Annotated in this window: 26 protein-coding genes; 13 read left to right on the top strand and 13 right to left on the bottom strand. The window is 72.6% G+C overall.

Going from position 1 to position 23,574, the window contains the following annotated elements; translation table 11 throughout:
* Positions 1 to 58: 58 nt before the first annotated feature.
* From M1R94_RS13165 to M1R94_RS13155, 3 genes are read right to left on the bottom strand one after another with little or no spacing between them, the layout of a single operon-like run.
* Positions 59 to 700 (bottom strand): energy-coupling factor transporter transmembrane component T family protein, encoded by a 642-nt coding sequence (locus M1R94_RS13165; RefSeq protein ID WP_249382159.1) that lies wholly within the window; start codon positions 698 to 700, stop codon positions 59 to 61.
* Entirely contained in the window at positions 697 to 1,410 is a 714-nt protein-coding gene (locus tag M1R94_RS13160) for an energy-coupling factor ABC transporter ATP-binding protein (RefSeq protein ID WP_249382158.1), read from the bottom strand. Before M1R94_RS13160 ends, M1R94_RS13165 begins: the two co-directional genes overlap by 4 nt.
* A gap of 2 nt (positions 1,411 to 1,412) precedes the next feature.
* Positions 1,413 to 2,078, bottom strand: a complete 666-nt coding sequence (locus M1R94_RS13155) for a biotin transporter BioY (protein WP_249382157.1) — start codon at positions 2,076 to 2,078, stop codon at positions 1,413 to 1,415.
* Positions 2,079 to 2,228: 150 nt separating this feature from the next.
* Between M1R94_RS13155 and M1R94_RS13150 the strand changes: the two genes are divergently transcribed.
* Entirely contained in the window at positions 2,229 to 3,827 is a 1,599-nt protein-coding gene (locus M1R94_RS13150; protein WP_249382156.1) for an ABC-F family ATP-binding cassette domain-containing protein, read from the top strand.
* An 89-nt stretch (positions 3,828 to 3,916) separates the two neighbouring features.
* On the top strand, positions 3,917 to 4,159 hold the full coding sequence (locus M1R94_RS13145) for a helix-turn-helix domain-containing protein (RefSeq protein WP_249382155.1): 243 nt from the start codon (positions 3,917 to 3,919) through the stop codon (positions 4,157 to 4,159).
* Here the strand turns inward: M1R94_RS13145 and M1R94_RS13140 are convergent.
* The 3 genes from M1R94_RS13140 to M1R94_RS13130 are packed head-to-tail and all read right to left on the bottom strand — an operon-like array spanning position 4,146 to position 5,667.
* The gene (locus M1R94_RS13140; protein ID WP_249382154.1) at positions 4,146 to 5,090 is read right to left on the bottom strand and encodes an SURF1 family cytochrome oxidase biogenesis protein; all 945 of its coding nucleotides are present in this window, start codon (positions 5,088 to 5,090) and stop codon (positions 4,146 to 4,148) included. The genes M1R94_RS13145 and M1R94_RS13140 overlap by 14 nt on opposite strands.
* Positions 5,087 to 5,305, bottom strand: a complete 219-nt coding sequence (locus M1R94_RS13135; protein ID WP_249382153.1) for a hypothetical protein — start codon at positions 5,303 to 5,305, stop codon at positions 5,087 to 5,089. Before M1R94_RS13135 ends, M1R94_RS13140 begins: the two co-directional genes overlap by 4 nt.
* Complete coding sequence (locus M1R94_RS13130) at positions 5,302 to 5,667, bottom strand: DUF3099 domain-containing protein (RefSeq protein ID WP_249382152.1); 366 nt, start codon at positions 5,665 to 5,667, stop codon at positions 5,302 to 5,304. Before M1R94_RS13130 ends, M1R94_RS13135 begins: the two co-directional genes overlap by 4 nt.
* A 123-nt stretch (positions 5,668 to 5,790) precedes the next feature.
* Here M1R94_RS13130 and fabG point away from each other — a divergent pair, with 123 nt between their 5' ends.
* The 3 genes from fabG (at position 5,791) to M1R94_RS13115 (ending at position 7,921) form a co-directional block, all read left to right on the top strand.
* Complete coding sequence (gene fabG, locus M1R94_RS13125; RefSeq protein WP_249382151.1) at positions 5,791 to 6,537, top strand: 3-oxoacyl-ACP reductase FabG; 747 nt, start codon at positions 5,791 to 5,793, stop codon at positions 6,535 to 6,537.
* 79 nt (positions 6,538 to 6,616) lie between these two features.
* Positions 6,617 to 7,384 (top strand): enoyl-ACP reductase FabI, encoded by a 768-nt coding sequence (fabI, locus tag M1R94_RS13120; RefSeq protein ID WP_249382150.1) that lies wholly within the window; start codon positions 6,617 to 6,619, stop codon positions 7,382 to 7,384.
* Positions 7,385 to 7,387: 3 nt separating this feature from the next.
* Positions 7,388 to 7,921 (top strand): SixA phosphatase family protein, encoded by a 534-nt coding sequence (locus M1R94_RS13115; RefSeq protein WP_249382149.1) that lies wholly within the window; start codon positions 7,388 to 7,390, stop codon positions 7,919 to 7,921.
* Between the two features lie 19 nt (positions 7,922 to 7,940).
* On the opposite strand, the gene serB is transcribed toward M1R94_RS13115, so the two are convergent.
* A complete protein-coding gene (gene serB, locus M1R94_RS13110) occupies positions 7,941 to 8,618 on the bottom strand; it encodes a phosphoserine phosphatase SerB (RefSeq protein WP_249382148.1) in 678 nt (225 codons plus the stop codon).
* Positions 8,619 to 8,675: 57 nt separating this feature from the next.
* Positions 8,676 to 9,917 carry a glucose-1-phosphate adenylyltransferase gene (locus tag M1R94_RS13105; protein WP_249382147.1) on the bottom strand — a complete coding sequence of 414 codons (1,242 nt, stop codon included), beginning with the start codon at positions 9,915 to 9,917 and terminating at the stop codon, positions 8,676 to 8,678.
* Positions 9,918 to 9,985: 68 nt separating this feature from the next.
* Here M1R94_RS13105 and glgA point away from each other — a divergent pair, with 68 nt between their 5' ends.
* Positions 9,986 to 11,191 (top strand): glycogen synthase, encoded by a 1,206-nt coding sequence (glgA, locus tag M1R94_RS13100; protein WP_249382146.1) that lies wholly within the window; start codon positions 9,986 to 9,988, stop codon positions 11,189 to 11,191.
* Between the two features lie 39 nt (positions 11,192 to 11,230).
* Here the strand turns inward: glgA and M1R94_RS13095 are convergent, their stop codons facing one another.
* Complete coding sequence (locus tag M1R94_RS13095) at positions 11,231 to 12,049, bottom strand: hypothetical protein (protein ID WP_249382145.1); 819 nt, start codon at positions 12,047 to 12,049, stop codon at positions 11,231 to 11,233.
* Positions 12,050 to 12,146: 97 nt separating this feature from the next.
* On the opposite strand from M1R94_RS13095, the gene M1R94_RS13090 reads away from it, so the two are divergent.
* The 7 genes from M1R94_RS13090 to M1R94_RS13060 all read left to right on the top strand — a co-directional run bounded on the left by M1R94_RS13090 (position 12,147) and on the right by M1R94_RS13060 (position 20,192).
* Positions 12,147 to 12,932: an ABC transporter ATP-binding protein gene (locus M1R94_RS13090; protein WP_249382144.1), complete on the top strand. Its 786-nt coding sequence runs from the start codon at positions 12,147 to 12,149 to the stop codon at positions 12,930 to 12,932.
* Positions 12,933 to 13,034: 102 nt separating this feature from the next.
* Positions 13,035 to 13,550: an NfeD family protein gene (locus M1R94_RS13085; RefSeq protein ID WP_283253351.1), complete on the top strand. Its 516-nt coding sequence runs from the start codon at positions 13,035 to 13,037 to the stop codon at positions 13,548 to 13,550.
* Entirely contained in the window at positions 13,547 to 14,755 is a 1,209-nt protein-coding gene (locus M1R94_RS13080; protein WP_249382143.1) for an SPFH domain-containing protein, read from the top strand. Before M1R94_RS13085 ends, M1R94_RS13080 begins: the two co-directional genes overlap by 4 nt.
* A 131-nt stretch (positions 14,756 to 14,886) precedes the next feature.
* The gene (locus M1R94_RS13075) at positions 14,887 to 15,639 is read left to right on the top strand and encodes a TetR/AcrR family transcriptional regulator (RefSeq protein WP_249382142.1); all 753 of its coding nucleotides are present in this window, start codon (positions 14,887 to 14,889) and stop codon (positions 15,637 to 15,639) included.
* Positions 15,633 to 17,363, top strand: coding sequence for an ABC transporter ATP-binding protein (locus tag M1R94_RS13070; RefSeq protein WP_249382141.1), 1,731 nt, complete (start codon positions 15,633 to 15,635; stop codon positions 17,361 to 17,363). The genes M1R94_RS13075 and M1R94_RS13070 overlap by 7 nt, the downstream gene beginning before the upstream one ends.
* A complete protein-coding gene (locus M1R94_RS13065; RefSeq protein WP_283253350.1) occupies positions 17,360 to 19,309 on the top strand; it encodes an ABC transporter ATP-binding protein in 1,950 nt (649 codons plus the stop codon). The genes M1R94_RS13070 and M1R94_RS13065 overlap by 4 nt, the downstream gene beginning before the upstream one ends.
* A gap of 34 nt (positions 19,310 to 19,343) precedes the next feature.
* Positions 19,344 to 20,192 carry a TrmH family RNA methyltransferase gene (locus M1R94_RS13060; protein WP_374109466.1) on the top strand — a complete coding sequence of 283 codons (849 nt, stop codon included), beginning with the start codon at positions 19,344 to 19,346 and terminating at the stop codon, positions 20,190 to 20,192.
* A 15-nt stretch (positions 20,193 to 20,207) separates the two neighbouring features.
* Here the strand turns inward: M1R94_RS13060 and M1R94_RS13055 are convergent, their stop codons facing one another.
* Genes M1R94_RS13055 through M1R94_RS13040 form a run of 4 tightly spaced genes read right to left on the bottom strand, consistent with a single transcriptional unit; the run spans position 20,208 to position 23,509 of the window.
* Entirely contained in the window at positions 20,208 to 20,735 is a 528-nt protein-coding gene (locus M1R94_RS13055) for a YbaK/EbsC family protein (protein WP_249382139.1), read from the bottom strand.
* A 31-nt stretch (positions 20,736 to 20,766) separates the two neighbouring features.
* Positions 20,767 to 21,297 carry a YbhB/YbcL family Raf kinase inhibitor-like protein gene (locus M1R94_RS13050; RefSeq protein ID WP_249382138.1) on the bottom strand — a complete coding sequence of 177 codons (531 nt, stop codon included), beginning with the start codon at positions 21,295 to 21,297 and terminating at the stop codon, positions 20,767 to 20,769.
* Between the two features lie 35 nt (positions 21,298 to 21,332).
* On the bottom strand, positions 21,333 to 23,138 hold the full coding sequence (locus M1R94_RS13045; RefSeq protein ID WP_249382137.1) for a SulP family inorganic anion transporter: 1,806 nt from the start codon (positions 23,136 to 23,138) through the stop codon (positions 21,333 to 21,335).
* Positions 23,135 to 23,509, bottom strand: a complete 375-nt coding sequence (locus tag M1R94_RS13040) for an ArsR/SmtB family transcription factor (protein WP_249382136.1) — start codon at positions 23,507 to 23,509, stop codon at positions 23,135 to 23,137. Before M1R94_RS13040 ends, M1R94_RS13045 begins: the two co-directional genes overlap by 4 nt.
* Positions 23,510 to 23,574: the final 65 nt, after the last annotated feature.

Genomic DNA, 23,574 nt, shown 5'->3' with positions numbered 1-23,574 from the left:
GGCTCAACCTAGGGCGGACCCGTCGCCCCGGCGCGTCGAGCGTGAGGACCCGGGTACCTCAGTCGCCGAGCCCTCGCGCGGCCAGTGCCTCTCCGGTGGACCGGGCGCGCGCCACGGTGCGCACCGCGGCCGGGACGAGCAGCGCCCGGGGTGAGCGTTCCAGCCCTCGTGCCCTGGCGGCGTCACGGACCTGGCCCGCGGTCGCCAGCAGGGCCGGCACGGAGCGGATCATCAGTGCCACCGACAGGGCCACCGTGCGGGGCGGCAGACCGACGTGCCGCAGCGGTGCCAGGGCCCGGCCGAGGGCGTCCAGGAGGTGGTCCGACCGGGTGGTGGCCGTGACCACGCAGGCCGCCAGGACGACGGTGACCAGTCCGGCGGCGACCTCGACGGCGATCGCCGGCCCGCGCTGCCACCACTGGTACAGGCCGACCACGCCGGCCGTGACCAGGATCGGCAGCAGGCTGCGCAGGACGTTGCGTCGGCGCAGGCCTGCCGACGCGGCCGCCACGGTCACCGCGGCCAGCAGCAGGACCGCTCCCCACGGGCCACGGACCACCAGCACGAGCAGGCCCACCACCGCGAGCCCCACGCTCTTGGCCCCCGGACCCAGGCGGTGCAACCACGTGGTCCCCGACGCGTACAGACCCAGGGGCCCGGACCAGGCGGGCCGCTGGTGGCGGTCCTGTCGCCGGCTCACCGGTGCACCGCCATGAGGTCGCGGTAGGTCGCCACACCCTGACGTGGGTCGCCGTCGAACACGACCCGGGCCTCGTCGACGACGAGCACACGGTCCGCACGCGCCGCGGCCTCGAGGTCGTGGGTGACCAGGAGCACCTGCTGGTCCAGGCCCTCCAGGAGGGTGTCGACCGTGGACCGCCAGCGCAGGTCGAGCAGGGTGGTCGGTTCGTCGCAGACCAGCACCGCCGGCTCGGTGGCCAGCACACCGGCCAGCGCCAGCAGCTGCTTCTGCCCGCCCGACAAGGCGTGGACGGGCACCTCGGCACGGTCCCCGAGCCCGAAGCGGGCCAGGGCGGCCCGGGCACGCTCGTCACGCTCGGCGGCGGACAGGTCCAGCCGGTGCAGGGACAGCCCGATGTCCTCCACGGCCGTGGGCATCACCAGCTGTGCGTCGGGATCGGTGAAGACGAAACCCACCTGACGGCGCACGGCCGCGCCATGGGTCAGCGTGTCGAGCCCGTTGACCGTGACCGTGCCCGCCGAGGGCAGCACCAACCCGTTGACGAGCCGGGCCAGGGTGGACTTGCCCGAGCCGTTCGCGCCGATCACCGCGACCCGCTGCTCGACCAGCGTGCAGGTCACCGGGTGCAGGATCGTGAGGATCTCCTGCTGCCCACCGTGGCCCGTGCCGGTGTAGGCCGTGACGGTGGCTCCGGCGAGCTCGATCAAGGTCAGGGCCGCCGCTGCAGCAGGTCGGGGAACGCGCGGAAGACGGCGGTCGCGACCACGGCGACGAGCACGTTCTTCAGGACGTCCCCCGGCAGGAACGTGGCGCCGGCGGCGATCGCCTCCTGCACGCCCATGCCCAGGCGGGCACCCATGACCGAGATCCCGATCGGGTGCGTGAGGAGGAGCGAACCGGCGGCGCACGCGCCGAAGATCGCCACCGGGAGCCAGCGGGTCGGCAGCGAGCGCGCTCGGCCGACGAGCAGCCCGGCGAGCCCTGCAGCCAGCGGGAAGGCCAGGAGGTACCCCAGGGACGGCTTGCCGAGCACGGCCAGCCCGCCGGTCCCCTGGGCGAAGACCGGCAGACCTGCCAGCCCGACCGCGAGGTACAGCAGCACCGCGAGCGACCCACGGCGCGGGCCCAGGACCACACCGGCGAGCATCACCCCGAAGGTCTGCAGGGTGATCGGGACGGCGAGGTTCGGCACGGCGATCGAGGGCAGCAGCGCGCACACCGCGACGAAGGCCGCGAAGGTCGCGATGAGGGCGACGTCGGTGGCTGCCGAGGACCTGAGCACCGGGACCGGGAGGGCGCGCCCACCGGCGTCGGGGTCGACAGGGACCCGGCTCGCTGCGGCAGGCACGGCATCGTTCTCAGGTGCGACGGGCATGGTGTCCCCCAGGGTCGTGGGGCGTCGCTCGGGGAGCGGACGCGGGGCGCCGGGCGTTCGGCCGATCGGGCGCCACGCTAGCCGGTCGTAGGATGGGTGGCGTTTGTGCCCACCGACAACGTGGACGGGCACCCATCGGAGGAAACCTCAGTGATCACCGCTCATGACATCGAGCTGCGCGTCGGCGTACGCGTCCTGCTCGAGAAGGCCTCGTTCCGCGTCGCCGCCGGCGACCGGGTCGGCCTGGTCGGGCGGAACGGTGCCGGCAAGACGACCCTGACCAAGGTGCTGGCCGGCGAGGGCCAGCCCACCGGGGGTCAGGTCGTCCGGACCGGAGACGTGGGCTACCTGCCGCAGGACCCTCGGACGGGTGACCTGGGCTCCCTGGCCCGGGACCGCATCCTCTCCGCGCGGGGGCTCGACGAGATCGTGCGCTCCATGCGCGAGGCGGAGACCGCGATGGCGAGCGCCGACGACGAGACCCGCGAGACCGCGATGGAGCGCTACGGGCGCCTGGAGTCCCGGTTCACCGCCGCCGGTGGCTACGCGGCCGAGAGCGAGGCCGGGCGCATCGCCTCCAACCTGTCCCTCGACGAACGGGTCCTCGGTCAGGAGATCGGCACCCTCTCGGGTGGGCAGCGTCGCCGGGTCGAGCTCGCCCGGATCCTGTTCTCCGGTGCCGAGACACTGCTGCTCGACGAGCCGACCAACCACCTCGACGCCGACTCGATCGTCTGGCTGCGCGAGTACCTGCGGTCCTACGCGGGCGGGTTCATCGTGATCAGCCACGACGTCGACCTCATGCGGGCCACGGTCAACAAGGTGTTCCATCTCGACGCCAACCGCGGCGAGATGGACCAGTACAGCCTCGGCTGGGACGCCTACCTCAACCAGCGCGAGACCGACGAGCGGCGACGACGCCGTGAGCGTGCCAACGCCGAGAAGAAGGCGTCCGCGCTGTTCGCCCAGGCCGACAAGATGAAGGCCAAGGCCACCAAGGCCGTCGCGGCCCAGAACATGGCCCGACGGGCCGAGCGGATGCTCTCGGGGCTCGAGAGCGTGCGGGCCTCGGACAAGGTCGCACGTCTGCGCTTCCCCGACCCTGCCCCGTGCGGCCGGACGCCGCTCACCGCGCACGGGCTGAGCAAGTCCTACGGTTCGCAGGAGGTCTTCACCGGGGTCGACCTCGCGATCGACCGGGGGAGCCGGGTCGTCATCCTGGGGCTGAACGGGGCGGGCAAGACCACGCTGCTGCGGCTGCTCGCAGGGGTCGAGACCCCTGACACCGGTCAGGTCGAGCCCGGGCACGGTCTCAAGGTGGGCTACTACGCGCAGGAGCACGAGACCCTCGACACGACGCTGACCGTGGTCGAGAACCTGCGGCACGCAGCGCCCCACCTGACCGATACCCAGGTGCGCTCGGTCCTCGGGTCGTTCCTGTTCTCGGGGGACGACGCCGACAAGCCCGTCGGGGTGCTCTCGGGCGGGGAGAAGACGCGCCTGGCGCTGGCCGCCCTGGTGGTCTCCTCGGCCAACGTCCTGCTGCTGGACGAGCCGACCAACAACCTCGACCCCGCCAGCCGCGAGGAGGTGCTCGGGGCGCTCGCGGGCTACGCCGGGGCCGTGGTGATGGTCACCCACGACGAGGGTGCGGTGACCGCGCTGTCGCCCGAACGAGTGGTGCTTCTGCCGGATGGCGACGAAGATCTGTGGAACGACAGCTACGCAGAGCTGATCTCTCTGGCGTAGCTCGTCCGGGTGGTGCAGACCGCGCGGGCGACGTCGCGGCCACGACCCGTGACCGTGGCGGGCCGACCACACCCTCACCTGGAGGACGAATGAGCGAGAAGCTGCCGAAGGGTTCCCGGATCACCGGGGACGGGCGCAAGGACCTGGCATCCTCCCTGGTCGAGCGGTACTCCAGGGGGGAGAGCATCCGCTCGATGGCACAGGACATCGGTCGTTCCTACGGGTTCGTGCACGGCGTGCTCAGCGAGGCCGGTGTCCAGATGCGTGCCCGCGGAGGTGCCACGCGCGGAGCGGCCGCCGAGGCCCGCCGGGCGCAGGTCAAGAAGGGCTGATCACTCGCGCGGTCTGCCGCGGGTCCGGGGTGACGCTCTGCGCGTCGAGCAGGGCGTCCTCCTCCTCCTCGGCGGTCGGACGGCGACGGCGCGCGGGCGGATCGGCCGGGCCGGTGCTGGTCGTGGGCCCGGCCGTGCCCGCCCTCTCGGCGCGGTCCTCCCGGACCCCGAGGACCACGCTTCCCGCGAGCGCGCCGAGGGCGAAGACCCACCACTGGAACGCGTAGGAGAGGTGGGAACCGGGGTCGGTGCTCGGCCGAGCCAGTGGCCCCAGCCCGGAGGGTGGTGAGCCGTCCTCGGTCACCAGCATGCCGTAGGTGCCCAGGGTCGAGCCCACGGGCCAGCGGACCTCCTCAGGCACCGCCGCGCGCACCTGCTGGGCGGAGATCGCCTGGACCTGGCCCGCGGGCGCGTCCCGGCGGGAGGCGGGCTCGTCGGGTCGGAGCCGCACGACCAGCTCGACGGGTCCGGTCGGTGGTGCGGGGACCGTGTCCGCGTCGGACCCGTCGGCACCGGTGGGCACCCAGCCCCGGTCGACGACCAGCACCGTTCCCTCGAGAGGTCCGGCGGCCGGCCCGGTGACGGTGAACGGCGACAGCACGTGGAAGCTGGGTTGGCCGGCCACCGGGCGGTTGCGGAGCAGCACCGTCGCGGGGGAGTACTCGCCCTGGACGCGGACCACCTGCCAGTTCTGCTCGGGGGGCAGCGGGACCGCGGGTGCGTCGAGCACCTCGGCCAGCGGGACGGGGTCGGCGTCGTAGTTCGCCTGGACGATCTCGATCAGCGTGCTGCGGTCGACGTGCCGGGTCCACTGCCACACCCCCGCGGCCACGCAGCCCGCCGCGACGACGCTCGCGACGCCGACGAGCACGACCCATCGGCGCAACCGGGCGCGGCGCCCGGCCCGGACGGCCGTGGACGCACCGCTCATCCGTCGGTCGGGCCCAGGTCACCCACGGGCACCGTGTCGCGGTGGAAGCCCCGGGCACCGAGGAACTGCTCGAGGTGCTCGCGGTGGTCCGTGCAGGCCAGCCACACCTTGCGGCGGTCGGCGGTGTGCAGGCGCGGGTTGTTCCAGCGCAGACCCCACGAGGCCTGTGCGCCGCACCCCCGTGCGCTGCAGGTCAGCTGGTCGGGCTCGGTCACCGGACGTCACCCGGGGTGCTGGTCGGCAGGTCGGCGGCCGGCGTGAGACCGGGCGGCAGGACCGGTGCGCCGACGAACGTCCCTGGGTCTGAGCCGCGCTCACGGCCCGCGTTCGCCAGCACGACCGCGAAGTACGGCAGGACCACGGCTCCGGCGAGCAGCACCCATCGGGTCCAGTGGTCGATCGCCACCGCGGCGAGGAAGCAGACCACCCGGATCGACATCTGGGCCAGGTACCGACGGGACCGCTGCGCCATGTCGTCCGCCAGGGGAGCCGATGCGCTCGTGATGCGCTGGACCTCGGCCTCCGGGCTCCTCGAGCCGCGGCGCAGGCCTCGTGCGGGCGCGCGGTCCTTGTCCATCTGATGAGTCTACGTCGGGCCGGGCACTGGGGGCCCGAGCCGCGGATCGGCTACGGTCTGCACCGGACTTCCTGCGGCTGCACCTCGCAGCACGCCGGTCCACCGACCCAGACAGGAGCACCTGTGGCCGAGAACACGGCAGCCGGGACCGAGCCACGCCGCGTCGAGCCGCGCAGCGTGCTGGTCACCGGCGCGAACCGGGGGATAGGGCGTGCGATCGCCGAGCGCTTCGTCGCTGCAGGTGACCGGGTCGCCACGATCTACCGCAGCGGGGACCTTCCGGCCGGCGTGCTCGGCGTGGTCGGGGACATCACCGACACCGCGGCCGTCGATGCGGCCTTCACCGAGGTCGAGGCCGCTCACGGTCCGGTCGAGGTGCTGGTCGCCAACGCGGGGATCACCCGTGACCAGCTGCTGATGCGGATGACCGACGAGGACTTCGAGACGGTCGTGGACGTGAACCTCACCGGGACCTTCCGCTGCGTGCGGCGCGCCTCCAAGCAGATGATCCGGATGCGCCGCGGTCGGATCGTGCTGATCTCCTCGGTGGTCGGTCTCTACGGTGGTCAGGGGCAGGTCAACTACGCGGCGTCGAAGTCGGCCCTGGTCGGGATGGCGCGGTCGATCACGCGTGAGCTCGGCGGACGCGGCATCACTGCCAACGTCGTGGCCCCGGGGTTCATCGACACCGCGATGACCGCCGCGTTGCCCGAGGAACGCCAGCAGGCCTACCGTGCAGCCATCCCTGCCGGGCGGTTCGCCCAGCCGGACGAGGTGGCCGGTGTCGTGCACTTCCTCGCGTCGGCCGATGCCGCGTACGTCAACGGTGCCGTCATCCCGGTCGATGGTGGACTCGGCATGGGGCACTGACACCGCTGCTCATCATCGGTGCCCGTGCCGCATCGCACGACCGGGCCACCTCATCGCACGTCACCCGAAGGGAACACGAATGGGTCTGCTGGACGGCAAGAAGCTCCTGGTGACCGGGGTCCTGATGGACTCCTCGATCGCCTTCCACGTGGCACGGCTCGCGCAGCAGGAAGGTGCCGAGGTCGTGCTCACCTCCTTCGGCCGCCAGCTCCGGCTCACCCAGGCCATCGCCAAGCGGCTGCCGGTCACACCACCCGTGGTCGAGCTCGACGTGACCTCCTCGGACGACCTCGACCAGCTGGCCGGCCGCGTCCGGGAGCACACCGACCATCTCGACGGAGTCGTGCACTCGATCGGCTTCGCACCGCAGTCGGTGCTGGGTGGCAACTTCCTGTCCGGTCAGTGGGAGGACGTGGCCACCGCGCTGCAGATCTCGGCGTACTCGCTCAAGGCCCTGGCGGTCGCGAGCAGGCCGCTCATGGGCAGAGGCTCGTCCGTGGTGGGCCTGACCTTCGACGCACGGTATGCCTGGCCGGTGTACGACTGGATGGGCGTGGCCAAGGCGGCGTTCGAGTCCACCGCCCGCTACCTCGCCCGTGACCTGGGTCCCGAGGGCATCCGGGTGAACCTGGTCGCGGCCGGACCTGTCCACACCACGGCGGCCAAGTCGATCCCGGGTTTCGAGAAGATGGACGACGGCTGGCCCGAGCGTGCCCCCCTGGGATGGGACGCCTCCGACGCCGAGCCGACCGCTCGCGCGGTCGCTGCGCTGCTGTCCGACTGGTTCCCCGCGACGACGGGCGAGATCGTCCACGTCGACGGCGGATTCCACGCGATGGGTTTCTGAGCGGTGGTGCCGACCAGGGGTGAGGGCGCCGGCGAGCGGCGGCTCATCCTGCTGCGCCACGCCAAGGCCGAGCCCTCGGGGGGCGTGGCGGACGAGCTGCGTCCTCTCGCCCTGGCCGGTAGGTCGCAGTGCGGGTCGATCGGTGCCGGGCTGGTCGCCGCCGACCTGCTGCCCGACCACGTGCTCGTCTCGTCCGCGGTCCGGACCCGCCAGACCTGGGAGCTCGTGCGGTCGGCGATGGGAGGGGTGCCCGAGCCTGACGTCGACGTCACCGACCGGGTCTACGAGGCGCGGACCGCCGACCTGGTGTCCCTGGTCCGTGAGATCGACGACCGGGTGCGCACCCTGCTCGTGGTGGGTCACGAGCCCACCATGTCGGGCGTGGCGGCCGCACTGTCCGGCTCGGGCGACGACACGGCGCTCGCGCAGGTCCGCACGGGCCTGACCACGGGTTCCTACGCACTGCTCGAGGTCGCCTCGTGGTCGGCGCTGGCACCGCGCGCCGCGCGTCTGCTGGACGTCGTCCGCCCGGGCTGACCGGGTACGGCCGAACGGGTCACTCGAGGCCGAGCACTCCGAGCACCGCGTCGAGGGGCGAGTCGAGAACGGCGACGTCGGCCTGCGCGCACACCACGGGCTTGGCGTTGTAGGCGATCCCGAGCCCGGCGGCCGCGAGCATCTCCAGGTCGTTCGCACCGTCGCCGATGGCGACCGTACGGTCCATCGTCACGCCCTGGGCGGCGGCGAACTCCCGCAGCGCTGCGGCCTTGGCCGCGCTGTCCACGACCGGGCCTCTCACCCGGCCGGTGAGCACCCCGTCCTGGACCTCGAGGGCGTTCGCCCGCACGAAGTCGATGCCGAGGTCACGGGCGAGCGGCCCCACGAGCTCGACGAAGCCCCCGGAGACCAGCCCCACGGGCCAGCCCCGGAGGCGCAGCTCGGCGACGAGGCGTTCCGCGCCCGGGGTGAGGTGCATCTCGAGGCGGACGGTGTCGAAGACCGAGACCGGGAGCCCGGCCAGGGTCGCGACGCGCTGGTGCAACGAGGCCGCGAAGTCCATCTCGCCGCGCATCGCACTCTCGGTGATCGCGGCGACGACCTCGCGTGATCCCGCGTGCCCCGCGAGCATCTCGATGACCTCACCGGTGATCACGGTCGAGTCGACGTCCAGGACGACCAGCCGGCGCGAGTCGGGGGATGGCGCGCCGTCAGCGGGCGGGGTGGGGGGACTCACCCGTGCAGGGTAGCGTCGGGCGGTCCTCCCAGGTGGCCCCGCTCAGCCGTCGACGACTCAGCCCTCGACGACGGTGCCCTTGGGCACGATCGTGATCCCCGAGTCGGTCACGGTGAATCCTCGGGCGCGGTCGTGCTCGGCGTCGATGCCCACCCTGGCGCGCTCCTGCACCATGACGTTCTTGTCGAGGATCGCCCGGTGCACCTGGGCGTGACGGCCCACCTGCACGCCGTCGAGCACGACCGAGTCGCTCACCGACGCCCACGAGTGCAGGTACACCCCGGGTGAGAGGACCGACCCTGAGACGGTCGCTCCCGAGACGATGACACCGGGGGAGACCAGCGAGTCCGAGGCGTGACCGAGCCGCCCCGGCCCGGCATGGACGAACTTGGCCGGTGGCAGCCCCGAGTAGCCGGTGAACACCGGCCAGGCGGTGTTGTACAGGTTGAAGACGGGGACCACGGAGATCAGGTCGAGGTGCGCGTCGTAGTAGGAGTCCAGGGTCCCGACGTCGCGCCAGTAGTCGCGGTCGCGGTCGGTCGAGCCGGCGACATCGTTGTGGATGAAGTCGTAGACCCCGGCGGTGCCCTTCTCGGCGAAGTACGGCGCGATGTCACCGCCCATGTCGTGCCGTGAGGTCGGGTTCTCCGCGTCCCGGGTCACCGCCTCGACCAGCGCGTCGGCGTTGGCGACGTAGTTGCCCATCGAGGCGAGGATCTCGTGCGGCGCGTCAGGCAGGCCGACCGGGTCGATGGGCTTCTCGAGGAAGTCGGTGATCCGGTCGGGGTGCTCGGCCGAGGTCTGGATCACGCCGAACTGGTCGGCCATCGCGATGGGCTGACGGATCGCCGCCACCGTGAACTCCGCTCCCGAGGCGACGTGGGCGTCGACCATCTGGGAGAAGTCCATGCGGTAGACGTGGTCCGCCCCCACGACCACGACGATGTCGGGGCGCTCGTCGGCGATGATGTTCAGGCACTGGAAGATGGCGTCCGCGCTGCCGAGGTACCAGTGCTTGCCGACCCGCTGCTGCGCAGGCACCGGTGCGACGTAGTTCCCGAGCAGGGGGGACATCCGCCACGTCTTGGCCACGTGACGGTCCAGGCTGTGGGACTTGTACTGGGTGAGCACCACGATCTGCAGGTACTTGGAGTTGACCAGGTTCGACAGCGCGAAGTCGACCAGGCGGTACATCCCGCCGAAGGGCACCGCAGGTTTCGCGCGGTCCGCCGTCAGGGGCATGAGTCGCTTGCCCTCACCACCTGCGAGGACGATTGCCAGAACGCGCGGGGCTGCCATGCCCCGACCCTAGGCCCGCGCTCGCCTCTCGGCCAGACGCGAACCGGGAAAAGCGCTAGCGTGTCGCTGTGCGCGTTGACCTGCTGACCCGTGAGTACCCGCCCCACGTCTACGGCGGGGCGGGGGTGCACGTGGCGGAGCTGAGTGCCGTGCTCCGGGGAACCGTCGACGTCCGCGTCCGGTGCTTCGACGGTGCCCGTACCGAGGAGGGCGTCTTCGGCTACGACGTTCCCGGTGGGCTCACCGGGAGCAACCCGGCGCTGATGACCTTCGGCGTGGACCTGCTGATGGCCGCCGACGTCGAGGGCGCCGACATCGTCCACTCCCACACCTGGTACGCCAACCTGGCCGGGCACCTGGCCGGCCTGCTGCACGGGATCCCGCACGTGGTGAGCGCCCACAGCCTCGAGCCGCTGCGTCCCTGGAAGGCCGAGCAGCTCGGTGGGGGCTACGCCCTGTCCGGCTGGGCCGAGCGGACGGCCTACCTCGGTGCGGCCGCGGTGATCGCGGTGAGCGCGGGCATGCGGGCGGACATCCTGCGCTGCTACCCGGACATCGACCCCGACCGGGTCCACGTGGTGCACAACGGCATCGACCTCGAGGGCTGGCGCCGGCCCGAGAGCGACCAGGCCAAGGCCACGGCGGCCGAGGTCGTGCGCCGGGTCGGCATCGACCCGGACCGCCCGGCGGTCGTCTTCGTGGGTCGCATCACCCGGCAGAAGGGTCTGCCGTACCTGCTGCGCGCGGCCGAGCGGCTGCCCGCCGAGGTCCAGCTGGTGCTGTGCGCGGGGGCTCCCGACACACCCGAGATCTCGGCCGAGGTGGCCGGGCTGGTCGCCGACCTGCGGGCCCAGCGCGACGGGGTGGTGTGGATCGAGGAGATGCTGCCGCGCCCCGAGCTCGTCGCGGTGCTGTCGGCGTGCACGGTGTTCGCCTGCCCGTCGGTCTACGAGCCGCTCGGGATCGTCAACCTCGAGGCGATGGCCTGCGGGCTGCCGGTCGTCGGCACCGCCACGGGGGGCATCCCGGAGGTGGTCCAGGACGGGGTCACCGGGACGCTCGTCCCGATCGAGCAGGTGCAGGACGGCACCGGGACGCCGGTGGACCCGGAACGGTTCGTGACGGACCTCGCCGCTGCGCTCGGGGAGCTCGCGGGCGACCCGGTCCGTGCCGCCGAGATGGGCCGCGCCTCGCGCCGTCGGGTCGAGGACCACTTCGCCTGGTCGGCCATCGCCGAGCGGACGCTCGAGGTCTACCGCTCCGTCATCCGCTGAGCGACCACCATCGGCTGAGCAGCCACCCGTCGAGCGCGGTCATCCGCCCAGCGGCGCGGTGCCCCGAGCGTGGTCGTCGGTCACGAGCGTCGCCGAGGAGAGCGCGCGGCGGGCCGCCCGGTCGATCTCGCGCAGGGCCGTGGACCGCTGGTCCGCCTGCCACAGGTTGACGGCGCCGCCGTCGTCGGCCGTGGCCAGCGCGACGATCCCACGCAGTCGCAGGGCGAGGGTCAGCACCCTGACCCGACGGGGGTCCAGGGTCGGGGGGAGGAGACCCGCGGCAGGGTCCTGCGACCGGAGGGTCGCGATGGCCTCGGCCGCATCGGGACGCCACCGGGCGACGTCGAGCGAGGCCAACGCGTCGGTCGAGGCCAGCAGGGCGGTCCGCAGGTCGCGCTCGGCCTCGGCCAGCGACCCCACAGCGCCCATCAGCACGGTCTGCCACTCCGGGACGCGGTGCACCGTCCAGGTGACGAGGTGGCCGGTCTCGTAGACGCTGCCGAACTCCTCGATCACCGGGACGGCGGCGTAGGTCCCGTTCGCGGTCCGCGCCAGGACGCACTCCCCGGCATCGGCCGCGGCTCCGCTCACCGCCGCAGGGACACCCGCGAGGTCTCCCGGCGAGGGCAGGGCGGCCGCGAGGGTCCGGCTGCCCTCGGCCCAGTCGGCGAGCAGGTCCGGAAGCGTGGTCGGCCCGTCTGGGCCGAGCGAGGCGGCGTCCACCACGTGCGGCTCGTCGTCGCCCTCGACGGCGTCGATCGCGGACCGCAGCGGGACTGCCCCCGAGCCGAGGTGCTGGCCCCACAGGGCGAGCAGCACGGAGCGGGCCGGGGTCAGCAGCAGCTCGGCGCGATCCATCCGACCAACCTACGTGCTCACCGCGACGACCGGGCCGCGGTGCCGGTCCGGCGCTCCGGTGAGGCGCGAGCAGGCAGGCACGTTAGGGTCGATCCTCATGAGCACGGTGCTGGACCTGCAGGACGTGAGCCTGCGCAGGGGACCCAAGACGATCCTCGACCGCGTCACGTGGACGGTCGACGACGGCGACCGCTGGGTCGTCCTGGGCCGCAACGGAGCCGGGAAGACGACGCTGCTGCAGATCGCCTCGGGGGCGATGCACCCCAGCTCGGGGACGGCGGACGTCCTCGGCTCCCGGCTCGGTGCGGTGGACGTCTTCGAGCTGAGGCCGCGGATCGGGGTGACCTCCGCGGCCCTGGCCGACCGCATCGCCGGCTCCGAGACGGTCGTGGACGTGGTCCTGACCGCTGCCTACGGGATGACCGGCCGCTGGCGCGAGCAGTACGAGGCCCTGGACCACGAGCGAGCCCGGGCGCTGCTGGACGTCTTCGGTGTCGGGCACCTGGCCGGGCGCAGGTTCGGCACCTTGAGCGAGGGCGAGCGCAAGCGCACCCAGATCGCCCGGTCCTTGATGACCGATCCTGAGCTGCTGCTGCTCGACGAGCCGGCCGCGGGTCTTGACCTCGGCGGCCGCGAGGAGCTCGTCGCCGCGCTCTCCGAGATCGCCGCGGACCCTCGCTCGCCCGTGCTGGTCCTGGTGACCCACCACGTCGAGGAGATCCCCGCGGGCTTCACGCATGCCCTGCTGCTGCGCGACGGAGCGGTCCATGCCGCCGGTCCGCTCGAGGAGACGTTGACGCCGCAGAACCTGTCCCAGACCTTCGGGGTGGACCTCGTGGTCGAGCGGCACGACCACCGGTGGACCGCCCGGTCGCGCACCTGAGACCGGTGGTCCGTCGACATGCCCGGTCGGTGCGGCACTGACTAGGATCGGACGGGCAGGACGGCGTCGTCCGGACCCGCCTGCCACGGGGTGAGGGGACGCATGGACCAGATCGAGATCCACTGGCTCTGGTGGCTGGTGGCCGCTGTGGCGCTCGGCGTGATCGAGATCCTGACCCTCGACCTCGTGCTGCTGATGTTCGCCGGCGGCGCCCTCGCGGCACTCGTCGCGAGCCAGCTCGGGGCCAACGTCACGGTGCAGGTGCTGACCTTCGCACTCACCTCGCTGTTCTTCCTGATCGTGCTGCGCCCGTACCTGCTGCGCAACCTGCGCAAGCGCATGCCCCTGGTCGAGACGAACGCTGCCGCGCAGGTCGGGCGTCACGCGGTGACGATGACCGAGGTCACCGACCGCGGGGGGCAGATCAAGCTGGTCGGCGAGGTGTGGTCGGCCCGGGCGGAGGCCCCCGGACGCACCTACCCGGCCGACATCTCGGTGCGGGTGCTGCGCATCGAGGGAGCGACGGCCGTGGTCGGACCGCTCGACGCCGAACCTCAGGACCCGCCCGACATCCCGGCCACCTCACCGCAGACCGACATCCAGGAGGACCGCACGTGATAGAGAGCCCGACCATCGCCGCCAACCAGTTCATCCTCTACCTCGTGCTGGCCCTGGTGGCCCTGTTCGTCGTCGTCACCCTCGTCCGTGCCGTGCGGATCGTGCCTCAGGCGGTCGCGATCATCGTCGAGCGGCTGGGCCGCTACTCGCGGACCATGGACGCCGGTCTGCACCTGCTCATCCCGTTCGTCGACCGGGTTCGGGCCTCGGTCGACCTGCGTGAGCAGGTCGTGTCGTTCCCCCCGCAGCCGGTGATCACCTCCGACAACCTCGTGGTGAGCATCGACACGGTCATCTACTTCCAGGTCACCGAGCCACGCTCAGCGGTCTACGAGATCGCGAACTACATCCAGGGCATCGAGCAGCTGACCGTCACCACGCTGCGTAACGTCGTCGGCTCGATGGACCTCGAGCAGACCCTGACCAGTCGTGACCAGATCAACGGTCAGCTGCGCGGTGTGCTCGACGAGGCCACCGGTAGGTGGGGGGTGCGTGTCAACCGCGTCGAGCTCAAGTCGATCGACCCGCCGCAGTCCATCCAGGGTTCGATGGAGCAGCAGATGCGCGCCGAGCGTGATCGGCGTGCGGCGATCCTGACCGCCGAAGGTGTCAAGCAGTCGGCGATCCTGACGGCCGAGGGTGAGAAGCAGTCGGCGATCCTGCGCGCCGAGGGCAATGCCCAGGCGGCGATCCTCAACGCCGAGGGTGAGGCGCGGGCGATCCTGCAGGTCTTCGACGCCATCCACCGGGGCGACGCCGACCCCAAGCTGCTGGCCTACCAGTACCTGCAGATGCTGCCCGAGATCGCCCAGACGGAGTCGAACAAGGTCTGGTTCATCCCGACCGAGTTCACCGCTGCTCTCAACGCCGTGTCCAAGGGCTTCACCGGCGGCGGGGACGGTGAGAGTGGTGTCACCAGCAGCGGACGCCCGCCGGGCACGTCGCCTCTCAAGGGGGACGAGCTGCCCCCGGCGGCGCTGACGGATCCGGCGCAGGCGCTCGCCGAGGCGCGACGCGACTCCGAGGCGGCGGCCAAGGACGCGACGAGTGCCGGCACGCTGGGCGGGGGCACCCGCGCGCGGGGCGTCACCCCGAGCGGCGGTGGCGCACCGCAGGGGTCGGGGGCGCCCGCCCCGGCGTCCGACGACGGTGGCTCGCCGCAGGCTCCTCCCGCGACGGGCGCGGGGGAGTCGCAGCCCTCTTAGCCGCGACCCGGCACGGCCTCGGCCCCGGTCAGGACCTCCACGGTCCGGACCGGGGCCGTCGTCCTGCTCGACGGGTGCGGCTGCCCTGGGGCAACGCCTGAGTGAGTGCTCACTCAGTGTAGGCTGCGCGGGTGATCACCGTGACGTCGCCCTCCGACGGCTCCCCACCCCCTGCTCCGGGCGCCGATCCGGGCGAGCCTCCCGCACCGAGCGGCCAGGACGCCGACCGCAGCGCGTGCCGCACCGGCCGCGCCGCACCGATGGCCGCCGACGACCGGCGAGCCGCCATCGTGCGCGCCGTCGTCCCCCTGCTCTGCGCGCGGGGGACCAGCGTGACCACCCGTGAGCTGGCCGCCGCGGCGGAGGTCGCCGAGGGCACCCTGTTCCGCGTCTTCCCGGACAAGGACTCCCTGGTACGCGCCGCCCTGCACCAGGCCGTGGACCCCACACCCTTCCTCGAGGACCTGGCCGCGATCGAGCCCGGCACCGACCTGCGCGCGACCCTGCACGTCGCGGTCGGCTCGCTGCTCGAGCGCTCCCGAGACGCCGCCCGCGTGCTGACCGTGGCGCACCAGCTGGCCGAGCAGGAGCATGCCGCGGGCTCCCCGAGCACGGACGACCCTCACACCCACCCTCGCGGCCCGGGCGCCCACCGGCAGGGGATGCACCAGATCGAGGTCGTGACCGAGGCGATCCGGACGCTGCTCGCCCCCCACCAGGAGCGGCTGCGTCTGGACCCGGGGCTGTGCGCCCACCTGGTCGTCGGCCTCGTGCTGACCGCCTCACGACCTCTCACCCAGGAGGCCCTCGCCGCGCTCGGGCCCCACGACCTGGTCGACGTCTTCCTCGACGGCGCCCTGCGCACGCCGGAGGGCTCGTGCTGATCGGGCTGCTGCGGGTGCACCTGCGTCCCTACCGACGCCTGCTCGGGGCGGTCGTGGTGCTCCAGCTCGTCCAGGCGATGGCCAACCTCTACCTGCCGAGCCTGAACGCCGACCTGATCGACCAGGGGGTCGCGCTGGGCGACACGAGCTACATCCTGCGCACGGGTGGGGTGATGCTCGCCATCACCCTCGTGCAGGTGCTCTGCGCGGTCGCCGCGGTCTACGTGGGGGCCCGGGTCGCGATGTCCCTCGGGCGCGACGTGCGGGCATCGGTGTTCGACCACGTCCAGACCTTCTCGGCGCGCGAGATGGGGCACTTCGGCGCCCCCTCGCTGATCACCCGCACCACCAACGACGTCCAGCAGGTGCAGATGGTCGTCCTGCTGAGCCTGACCCTGATGATCGCCGCCCCGGTGATGGTGGTCGGCGGGGTGTTCATGGCCGTGCGCGAGGACGTCCAGCTCTCGGCGCTGCTGCTCGTGGTCGTCCCGCTGCTGGTGGCAGTGCTGGCCGTGGCGGTATGGCGGATGCGTCCGCTGTTCCGCAGCATGCAGGTGCGCATCGATGCGATCAACCGGATCCTGCGCGAGCAGATCGGTGGCATCCGGGTGATCCGTGCGTTCGTGCGCGACACCCACGAGCGGGAACGGTTCGCGGGGGCCAACGACGACCTGCGGGTCGTGGCGGTGGGGGTCGGGCGGCTGATGGCGCTGACCTTCCCGACCGTCATGCTGATCATGAACCTGTCGAGCGTCGCGATCCTGTGGTTCGGCGCCGGCCGGATCGACAGCGGCGGGATGCAGGTCGGCTCGCTGGTCGCCTTCCTCAGCTACATGATGCAGATCCTCATGGCCGTGATGATGGCCGTGATGATGTTCATGCTCGTCCCACGGGCCGAGGTCTCGGCCGAGCGCATCCGCGAGGTCCTGGACACCGACTCGACCGTGGTGCCCGCCGCCCGTCCGATCGCCTCGGTCGAGCTGCGTGGTCACCTGGAGATGCGCGACGTCGAGTTCCGCTACCCGGGGGCCGAGCAGCCCGTGCTGCGCGGCATCGACCTCGAGGCGGTGCCGGGCCGTACCACCGCGATCATCGGCTCGACCGGCTCCGGCAAGACCACGCTCCTGGGCCTGGTGCCGCGGCTGTTCGACGCGACAGGTGGCGCCGTCCTGGTCGACGGCGTGGACGTGCGCGACCTCGCGCAGGACGTCCTGTGGGGCAAGATCGGCCTGGTGCCGCAGAAGCCCTACCTGTTCTCGGGGAGCGTCGGCTCCAACCTGCGCTACGGCCGGCCCGAGGCGACCGAGACCGAGCTCTGGCACGCGCTCGAGGTGGCCCAGGCCGCCGAGTTCGTCCGGGAGATGGGCGGGCTCGACGCCGAGATCAGCCAGGGCGGCACCAACGTCTCGGGCGGTCAGCGTCAGCGCCTGGCGATCGCCCGTGCCCTGGTCCGCAAGCCCGGCATCTACCTCTTCGACGACTCCTTCTCGGCCCTGGACTTCGCGACCGACGCGGCTCTGCGCCAGGCGCTGGCCCCTGAGACCCGGGAGGCCACCGTGCTGATCGTCGCGCAGCGGGTCAGCACCATCCGCACCGCCGACCGGATCATCGTGCTCGACCAGGGCGCCGTGGTCGGCGCGGGGACGCACGCCGAGCTCATGGCGGACAACGAGACCTACCGCGAGATCGTGCTCTCCCAGGTCAGCGAGAAGGAGGCCGCATGAGCGCCGTCACGCGCCCCCCGGTGCGCCCCCAGGGCCCGATGGGCCACGGCGTGGCCGGCATGCCCGTGGCCAAGGCGTCGGACTTCCGGGGCTCGGCCCGTCGGCTGCTGGGCGTGCTGCGGCCCGAACGGCTCGTGCTCCTCGCGGTCATCGCCCTGACGGTCGTGAGCGTCGCGCTCTCGGTGCTCGGCCCGCGAATCCTGGGCCATGCGACGAACATCATCTTCGACGGGGTGATCGGCGGCCGGCTCAGCGGGGAGATCACCCAGGACGAGGCGGTCGCGGCGCTGCGCGCGCAGGGCCAGCAGACCCAGGCCGACATGCTCGCCGCGATGGACGTCGTCCCCGGCCAGGGGGTGGACTTCGCGGCCCTGCAGGTGGTGCTGCTCGGGGTGCTCGCGCTGTACGTCGGAGCCTGGCTGTTCGGCTGGCTGCAGGGCCTGCTGACCACCCACGCCGTCCAGCGGACCGTCTACCGGCTGCGCCAGGACGTCGAGGACAAGCTCGGCCGGCTGCCCCTGGGCTACGTCGACAAGCAGCCTCGTGGTGAGCTGCTCTCCCGGGTGACCAACGACATCGACAACCTCGCCCAGACGCTCCAGCAGACCCTGAGCCAGCTGATCACCGCGATGCTGACCATCCTGGGCGTGCTGGTGATGATGTTCTGGATCTCCCCGCTCCTCGCACTGATCGCCCTGCTCACCATCCCGGTCGCGGGGGTGGTCACCGCGGCGATCGCCAAGCGGTCCAAGCCGCAGTTCGTCCAGCAGTGGAAGCGCACCGGGACCCTCAATGCCCACGTCGAGGAGATGTACACCGGCCACGCGCTGGTCAAGGTCTTCGGTCAGCAGGCCGCGGCCTCGCGCACCTTCCACACCGAGAACGAGGCGCTGTACGACGCGAGCTTCAAGGCCCAGTTCATCTCGGGCGTGATCCAGCCCGCGATGATGTTCGTGGCGAACCTGAACTTCGTGGCCATCGCTGTGGTCGGCGGGCTGAGAGTGGCCTCGGGCTCGCTGACCCTGGGCGAGGTGCAGGCCTTCATCCAGTACTCCCGGCAGTTCACCCAGCCGATCACCCAGGTCGCGGCGATGATCAACCTGCTGCAGTCGGGCATCGCCTCGGCCGAGCGGGTCTTCGAGCTCCTGGACGCCCCCGAGCAGTCCCCGGAGCCCACGACCCCGCCCCAGCCGCCGCTGCGGGGCAGGGTCGCCTTCGAGGGCGTCTCGTTCCGCTACGAGCCGCAGACCCCGCTGATCGAGGACCTGGACCTGGTCGCCGAGCCTGGCCAGACCGTGGCCGTGGTGGGTCCCACAGGGGCCGGGAAGACCACCCTGGTCAACCTCATCATGCGGTTCTACGAGGTCGACGCGGGCCGCATCACGCTGGACGGCGTCGACGTGGCCACGATGCACCGTGAGGACCTGCGCCGCCGCATCGGGATGGTGCTCCAGGACACCTGGCTCTTCGGCGGCACCATTGCCGACAACATCGCCTACGGCCGGATCGGCGCGACCCACCAGGACGTGGTCGAGGCGGCCCGGGCCGCCGAGGTCGACCACTTCGTGCGCAGCCTGCCCGACGGGTACGAGACGGTCATCGACGAGGAGGGCAACAACGTCAGCGTGGGCGAGAAGCAGCTCATCACCATCGCGCGCGCGTTCCTGGCCGACCCCACGATCCTCATCCTGGACGAGGCGACCTCCTCGGTGGACACGCGGACCGAGGTACACGTGCAGCAGGCGATGGCCACGCTGCGCTCGGGCCGGACCTCGTTCGTCATCGCGCACCGCCTGTCGACCATCCGCGACGCCGACGTGATCCTGGTGATGGACCGCGGGCAGATCGTCGAGAAGGGCACGCACGCGGAGCTGCTCGGGGCGGGCGGTGCCTACGCGGCCCTGTACGCGAGCCAGTTCGCCGCCGCGACGGCGTCGGTCGACTGACCCCGGCCGGGTCGGGGCACCGGACCGCGAGAGGATGTCCCGCGTGGCCCTCCATCACCTGACCTCGGCCGACGACGAGCGCCTGAGCGACTACCTGCGGCTGACCGACGTCGCGCTGCGTGCCAAGCACGAGCCCGCCAAGGGCCTGTACATCGCCGAGAGCTCGACGGTCATCCGTCGGGCGGTGGCCGCCGGGCACCGCCCTCGGTCCCTGCTCATGGCCCCGCGCTGGCTGCCCGACCTCGAGGACCTCATCGAGGCCGTCGGCGGCGGGCCCGAGGGCGACGTGCCGGTCTTCGTCGCCGACGCCGGGCTGCTCGAGACGATCACCGGCTTCCACCTGCACCGCGGTGCGCTCGCGGCCATGCACCGCCCTCCGCTGCTCGCGGTGCACGAGCTGCTCGCCGCGGCGCGTGGGGGAGCGGGCGCACGCCGGGTCGCGGTCCTCGAGGACATCGTCGACCACACCAATGTCGGCGCGATCTTCCGCAGCGCCGCCGCGCTCGGGGTCGACGCGGTGCTGGTCTCGCCACGCTGCGCCGACCCGCTGTACCGGCGCAGCGTACGGGTCTCCATGGGGACGGTCTTCCAGGTGCCGTGGACCCGCCTGGAGAGCTGGCCCGCGGGCCTGGACGCGTTGCGCGAGGACGGGTTCACCGTGGCTGCCCTTGCGCTGTCGGACGACGCGGTGACCCTCGACGAGCTCGCCGCCGCGCCCCCGGACCGACTGGCGCTGGTGCTCGGCACCGAGGGCGACGGGCTCTCGCGCGCGGCGGTGCAGGCTGCCGACCGGGTGGTGCGGATCCCGATGGCGGGAGGGGTGGACTCGCTCAACGTGGCCGCGGCCTCGGCCGTCGCGTTCTGGGCGACCCGCGAGGTCTAGGACGACCGGGCCGGGTCAGTCCAGGGCCAGACCCTCGACGACCTCGACGCCGGGCATGGCGGCGAGCAGGTCGCCGGGCATGGCGACCTTCGACCGACGCAGCCCGCTGCCCACGATCACCGGACCGGACTCGGCGACCCGCGAGTCCACCAGCACCCGCCACCCGGCCGGCAGGCCGATGGGGGTGATGCCGCCGTACTCCATCGCGGACTCCGCGACCGCACGGTCGATGGACAGGAACGAGGCCTTGCGGACGTCGAGCAGACGCTTGATCGCCGAGTTCACGTCGGCGCGGGTCGTGGCCAGGACGACCGCCGCCGCGACCCGTTCGTCACCGGCACGGCGGCCCGCGACGACCACGCAGTTCGCCGAGGCGTCCAGCGGCAGGTCGTAGGCGGCGGTCAGGGCCACGGTGTCGGCCAGGTCGGGATCGATCGAGGCCACGGTGACCCGCGAGGCGACGCGGTCGTCTCGGTCGGCCCAGGACCGCAGCGCAGCTGCCGTGCCCGGGGCGAGGAGGTCAGGGTGGTCCAGCGCTGCCACCCAGGTCAGCGTGCCGAGGCCCGGCACCGGCTCAGGCCTGGAAGGTCGGGGTCAGCACGGCACGGCCCACGGTGTGGAACAGCGCGGTGAAGGCCACGGTGGTCGGGGTCGCCGCGCCGTCCAGGTCGAGGTGGTCCACGTCGAGCGCGTGCACGGCGAAGACGTAGCGGTGCACGCGGTCACCTGCGGGGGGTGCCGCACCGGTGTACCCGACCCCGCCGCCGTCGTTGCGCGTCTGGAAGGCCGAGCGGGGGAGCATCTGGCCGTCCGGGGACCCCGCACCGGTGGGCAGCGAGGTGGTCGCGGCAGGAAGGTTCGCCACGGTCCAGTGCCAGAAGCCGGCCGGGGTCGGGGCGTCGGGGTCGAAGCAGGAGACGACGAAGCTGCGGGTGCCCTCGGGGAACCCCTCCCAGCGCAGGTGCGGTGAGGTGCTCCCACCCTCGGCCGTGAACGGGGCAGCCAGCGGGACGTCGTCGGCGATGTCGTCGCTCAGCAGCGTGAAGGGGTGCACCTGCGGGAGCAGGCTGTACGGGTCCGGGGCGGTCGGGCGGGTCAGGTCCACGGGTGCTCCTGGGGTCGGGGTCGTTGCCCGGTCCATCATGCCCGGGTGGGCGAGGGGCGCACCTGGGGCGGACGGCCGTGGGGGTGGCGGTGCACGTGGGACCGGGCGTGGGCCACGGCATCCTCGAGGGAGTCGAAGAGGTGCTTGTGGTGCTGCAGCTCGTTGAGCACCCCCACGGCCTCCACGACCCTGCGGTGCTCGGGACGAAGCCCCTTGAGCAGCACGACGATGCCGCGGCGTTGCAGGTCGGCGACGATCTCGGCCAGGGCGTTGGCCCCACTGGTGTCCAGCACCCGGATCGCCGACAGCCGCAGCACGACCACCCGGACGTCGGCGACCTGGGCGAGCTCGTCGAGGAACCGCCGCACGTCGGCGAAGAACAGGGCGCCGTCGATGCGGAACACGGCGATGTGCTCGTTCAGCAGCGCCCGCTCGGACTCGCCGTCGACCTCGGGCAGGGTGAGCTCCTCGCGGTGCAGGCCGCTGGCCTGCGCCATCGCCCGCAGGGCCAGGAGAGCAGCCACGGCGACCCCGACCTCGACCGCGACCACCAGGTCGAAGACGACCGTTGTCGCCAGCGTCAGGCTGAAGACCAGGGCGCCGGACCGTCCCGACAGGCAGATGGACCGGGCGGTCGGCAGGTCGACCATGCGCGCCGCGGTGACCAGCAGCACGCCCGCCAGGGCGGGCAGCGGGATGTGCGCCACCAGGGGGGCTCCGGCGTAGACCACCCCGGCGAGCACCACGGCGTGCAGGGCCGAGGCGACCCGGGTGCGGGCCCCCGCGCGGACGTTGACGGCCGTCCGGGCGATGGCCCCGGTGGCGGGGATCCCCCCGAACAGCCCGGCGGCGATGTTGGCGGCACCCTGACCGACGAGCTCACGGTTCGGTGCGGTGCGGGGCAGGTCGTCGGCCATCCCGTCGGCCACGCGGGCGGAGAGCAGGCTCTCCAGCGCGGCGAGCGCGGCGATGGCGAGCGCCGCGGAGAACAGGGCGCTGGTCGACTCGGGGGTCAGCGAGGGGACCGACGGCAACGGCAGCGAGTCGGGGATGACGCCGATGCGCGCGACGTCCAGGCGGGTGGTCGCGGCGAGCACGGTCGCGACGACCACGGCGATCAGGGAGGCGGGCAGGGTCCGGTTGACCCGGGGCAGCAGCAGCATGACGGCCACGACCAGGCCGACGATCGCCAGGGACACCCAGGCGGTGGACCAGTCGACCCGGCCCAGGGTGCGCAGGGCGACCAGGCCGGCGTTCTCCCCGGGCGCGGGGGCGGTTCCCAGCGCCAGCGGGATCTGCTGGGCGGCGATGACCACGCCGATGCCCATCGTGAAGCCCTCGACCACGGGCCACGGGATGTAGGCCACGAGCCGGCCCAGGCCCACCACCCCGCCGAGCAGCACCAGGCCTCCGGCCATGATCGCGACCGTCGGGACCGACTCAGGCCCGTACCGGGCGACCACGGGGACCAGGACGACGGTCATCGCGCCGGTCGGCCCCGAGACCTGGAGGTTGGACCCACCCAGCACGGCGGCGACCAGGCCGGCGACGACCGCGGTGACCAGCCCTGCTGCGGCACCCACCCCGGAGGTGACCCCGAAGCCGAGGGCCAGGGGCAGGGCGACGACGGCGACCGTGACCCCGGCCAGGGCGTCGGCCCGCCAGCTGCCGCGCAGACCCGCGTAGTCGCTGCGGCGGGGCAGCGTCCGGCGGCCCAGGGTGGTCAGGGCGGCGCGCAGGGCGGCGCGGCGGTCGGTCCGGTCAGGGGCGCCCGTGGGGTCGGTGGGCCCGGTGTCGCGGGGTGCGCGGGGCGCTGCGGAGGGAGGAGGTCCGGCGGTCACCGCTGCGCGCTCGCGGCGGGCAGAGGGTTCTCCTCGAGGTCGGCCAGGGCGTCACGGGTCCCGGCCAGGGTGCTGAGCAGCACGGTGCGTGCTGCGGTCAGGAGGTCAGCCACCCCGGGGTGCGCGTGCCGGTAGTGCACGGCGTTGCCCTCGCGGCGGGCGACGACCAGCCCGGTCCGACGCAGCACGGCCAGGTGCTGGGAGAGGTGGGAGGCCTCGAGCCCGGTGGCCTCCAGGAGGTCGCTGACGGCGCGCTCGCCGGGGATGAGCAGCTCGAGCACCCGGACTCGCAGCGGGTGGCCCAGGGCCTTGAAGAGCTCGGCCTTGATCTCGTGGATCGGCAGGTCCGAGGGTGTGGTCCGGAGGGGCACAGGACTCCTTGTGAGGGATTATATACTTTCATCAAGTCATCATCACTGTACCCCCTGTGCGCAAG

Source organism: Actinotalea alkalitolerans, from assembly GCF_023369855.1.
In the GTDB taxonomy this organism is placed as follows: domain Bacteria; phylum Actinomycetota; class Actinomycetes; order Actinomycetales; family Cellulomonadaceae; genus Actinotalea.
This window is presented reverse-complemented; position numbering and strand designations above follow the sequence as displayed.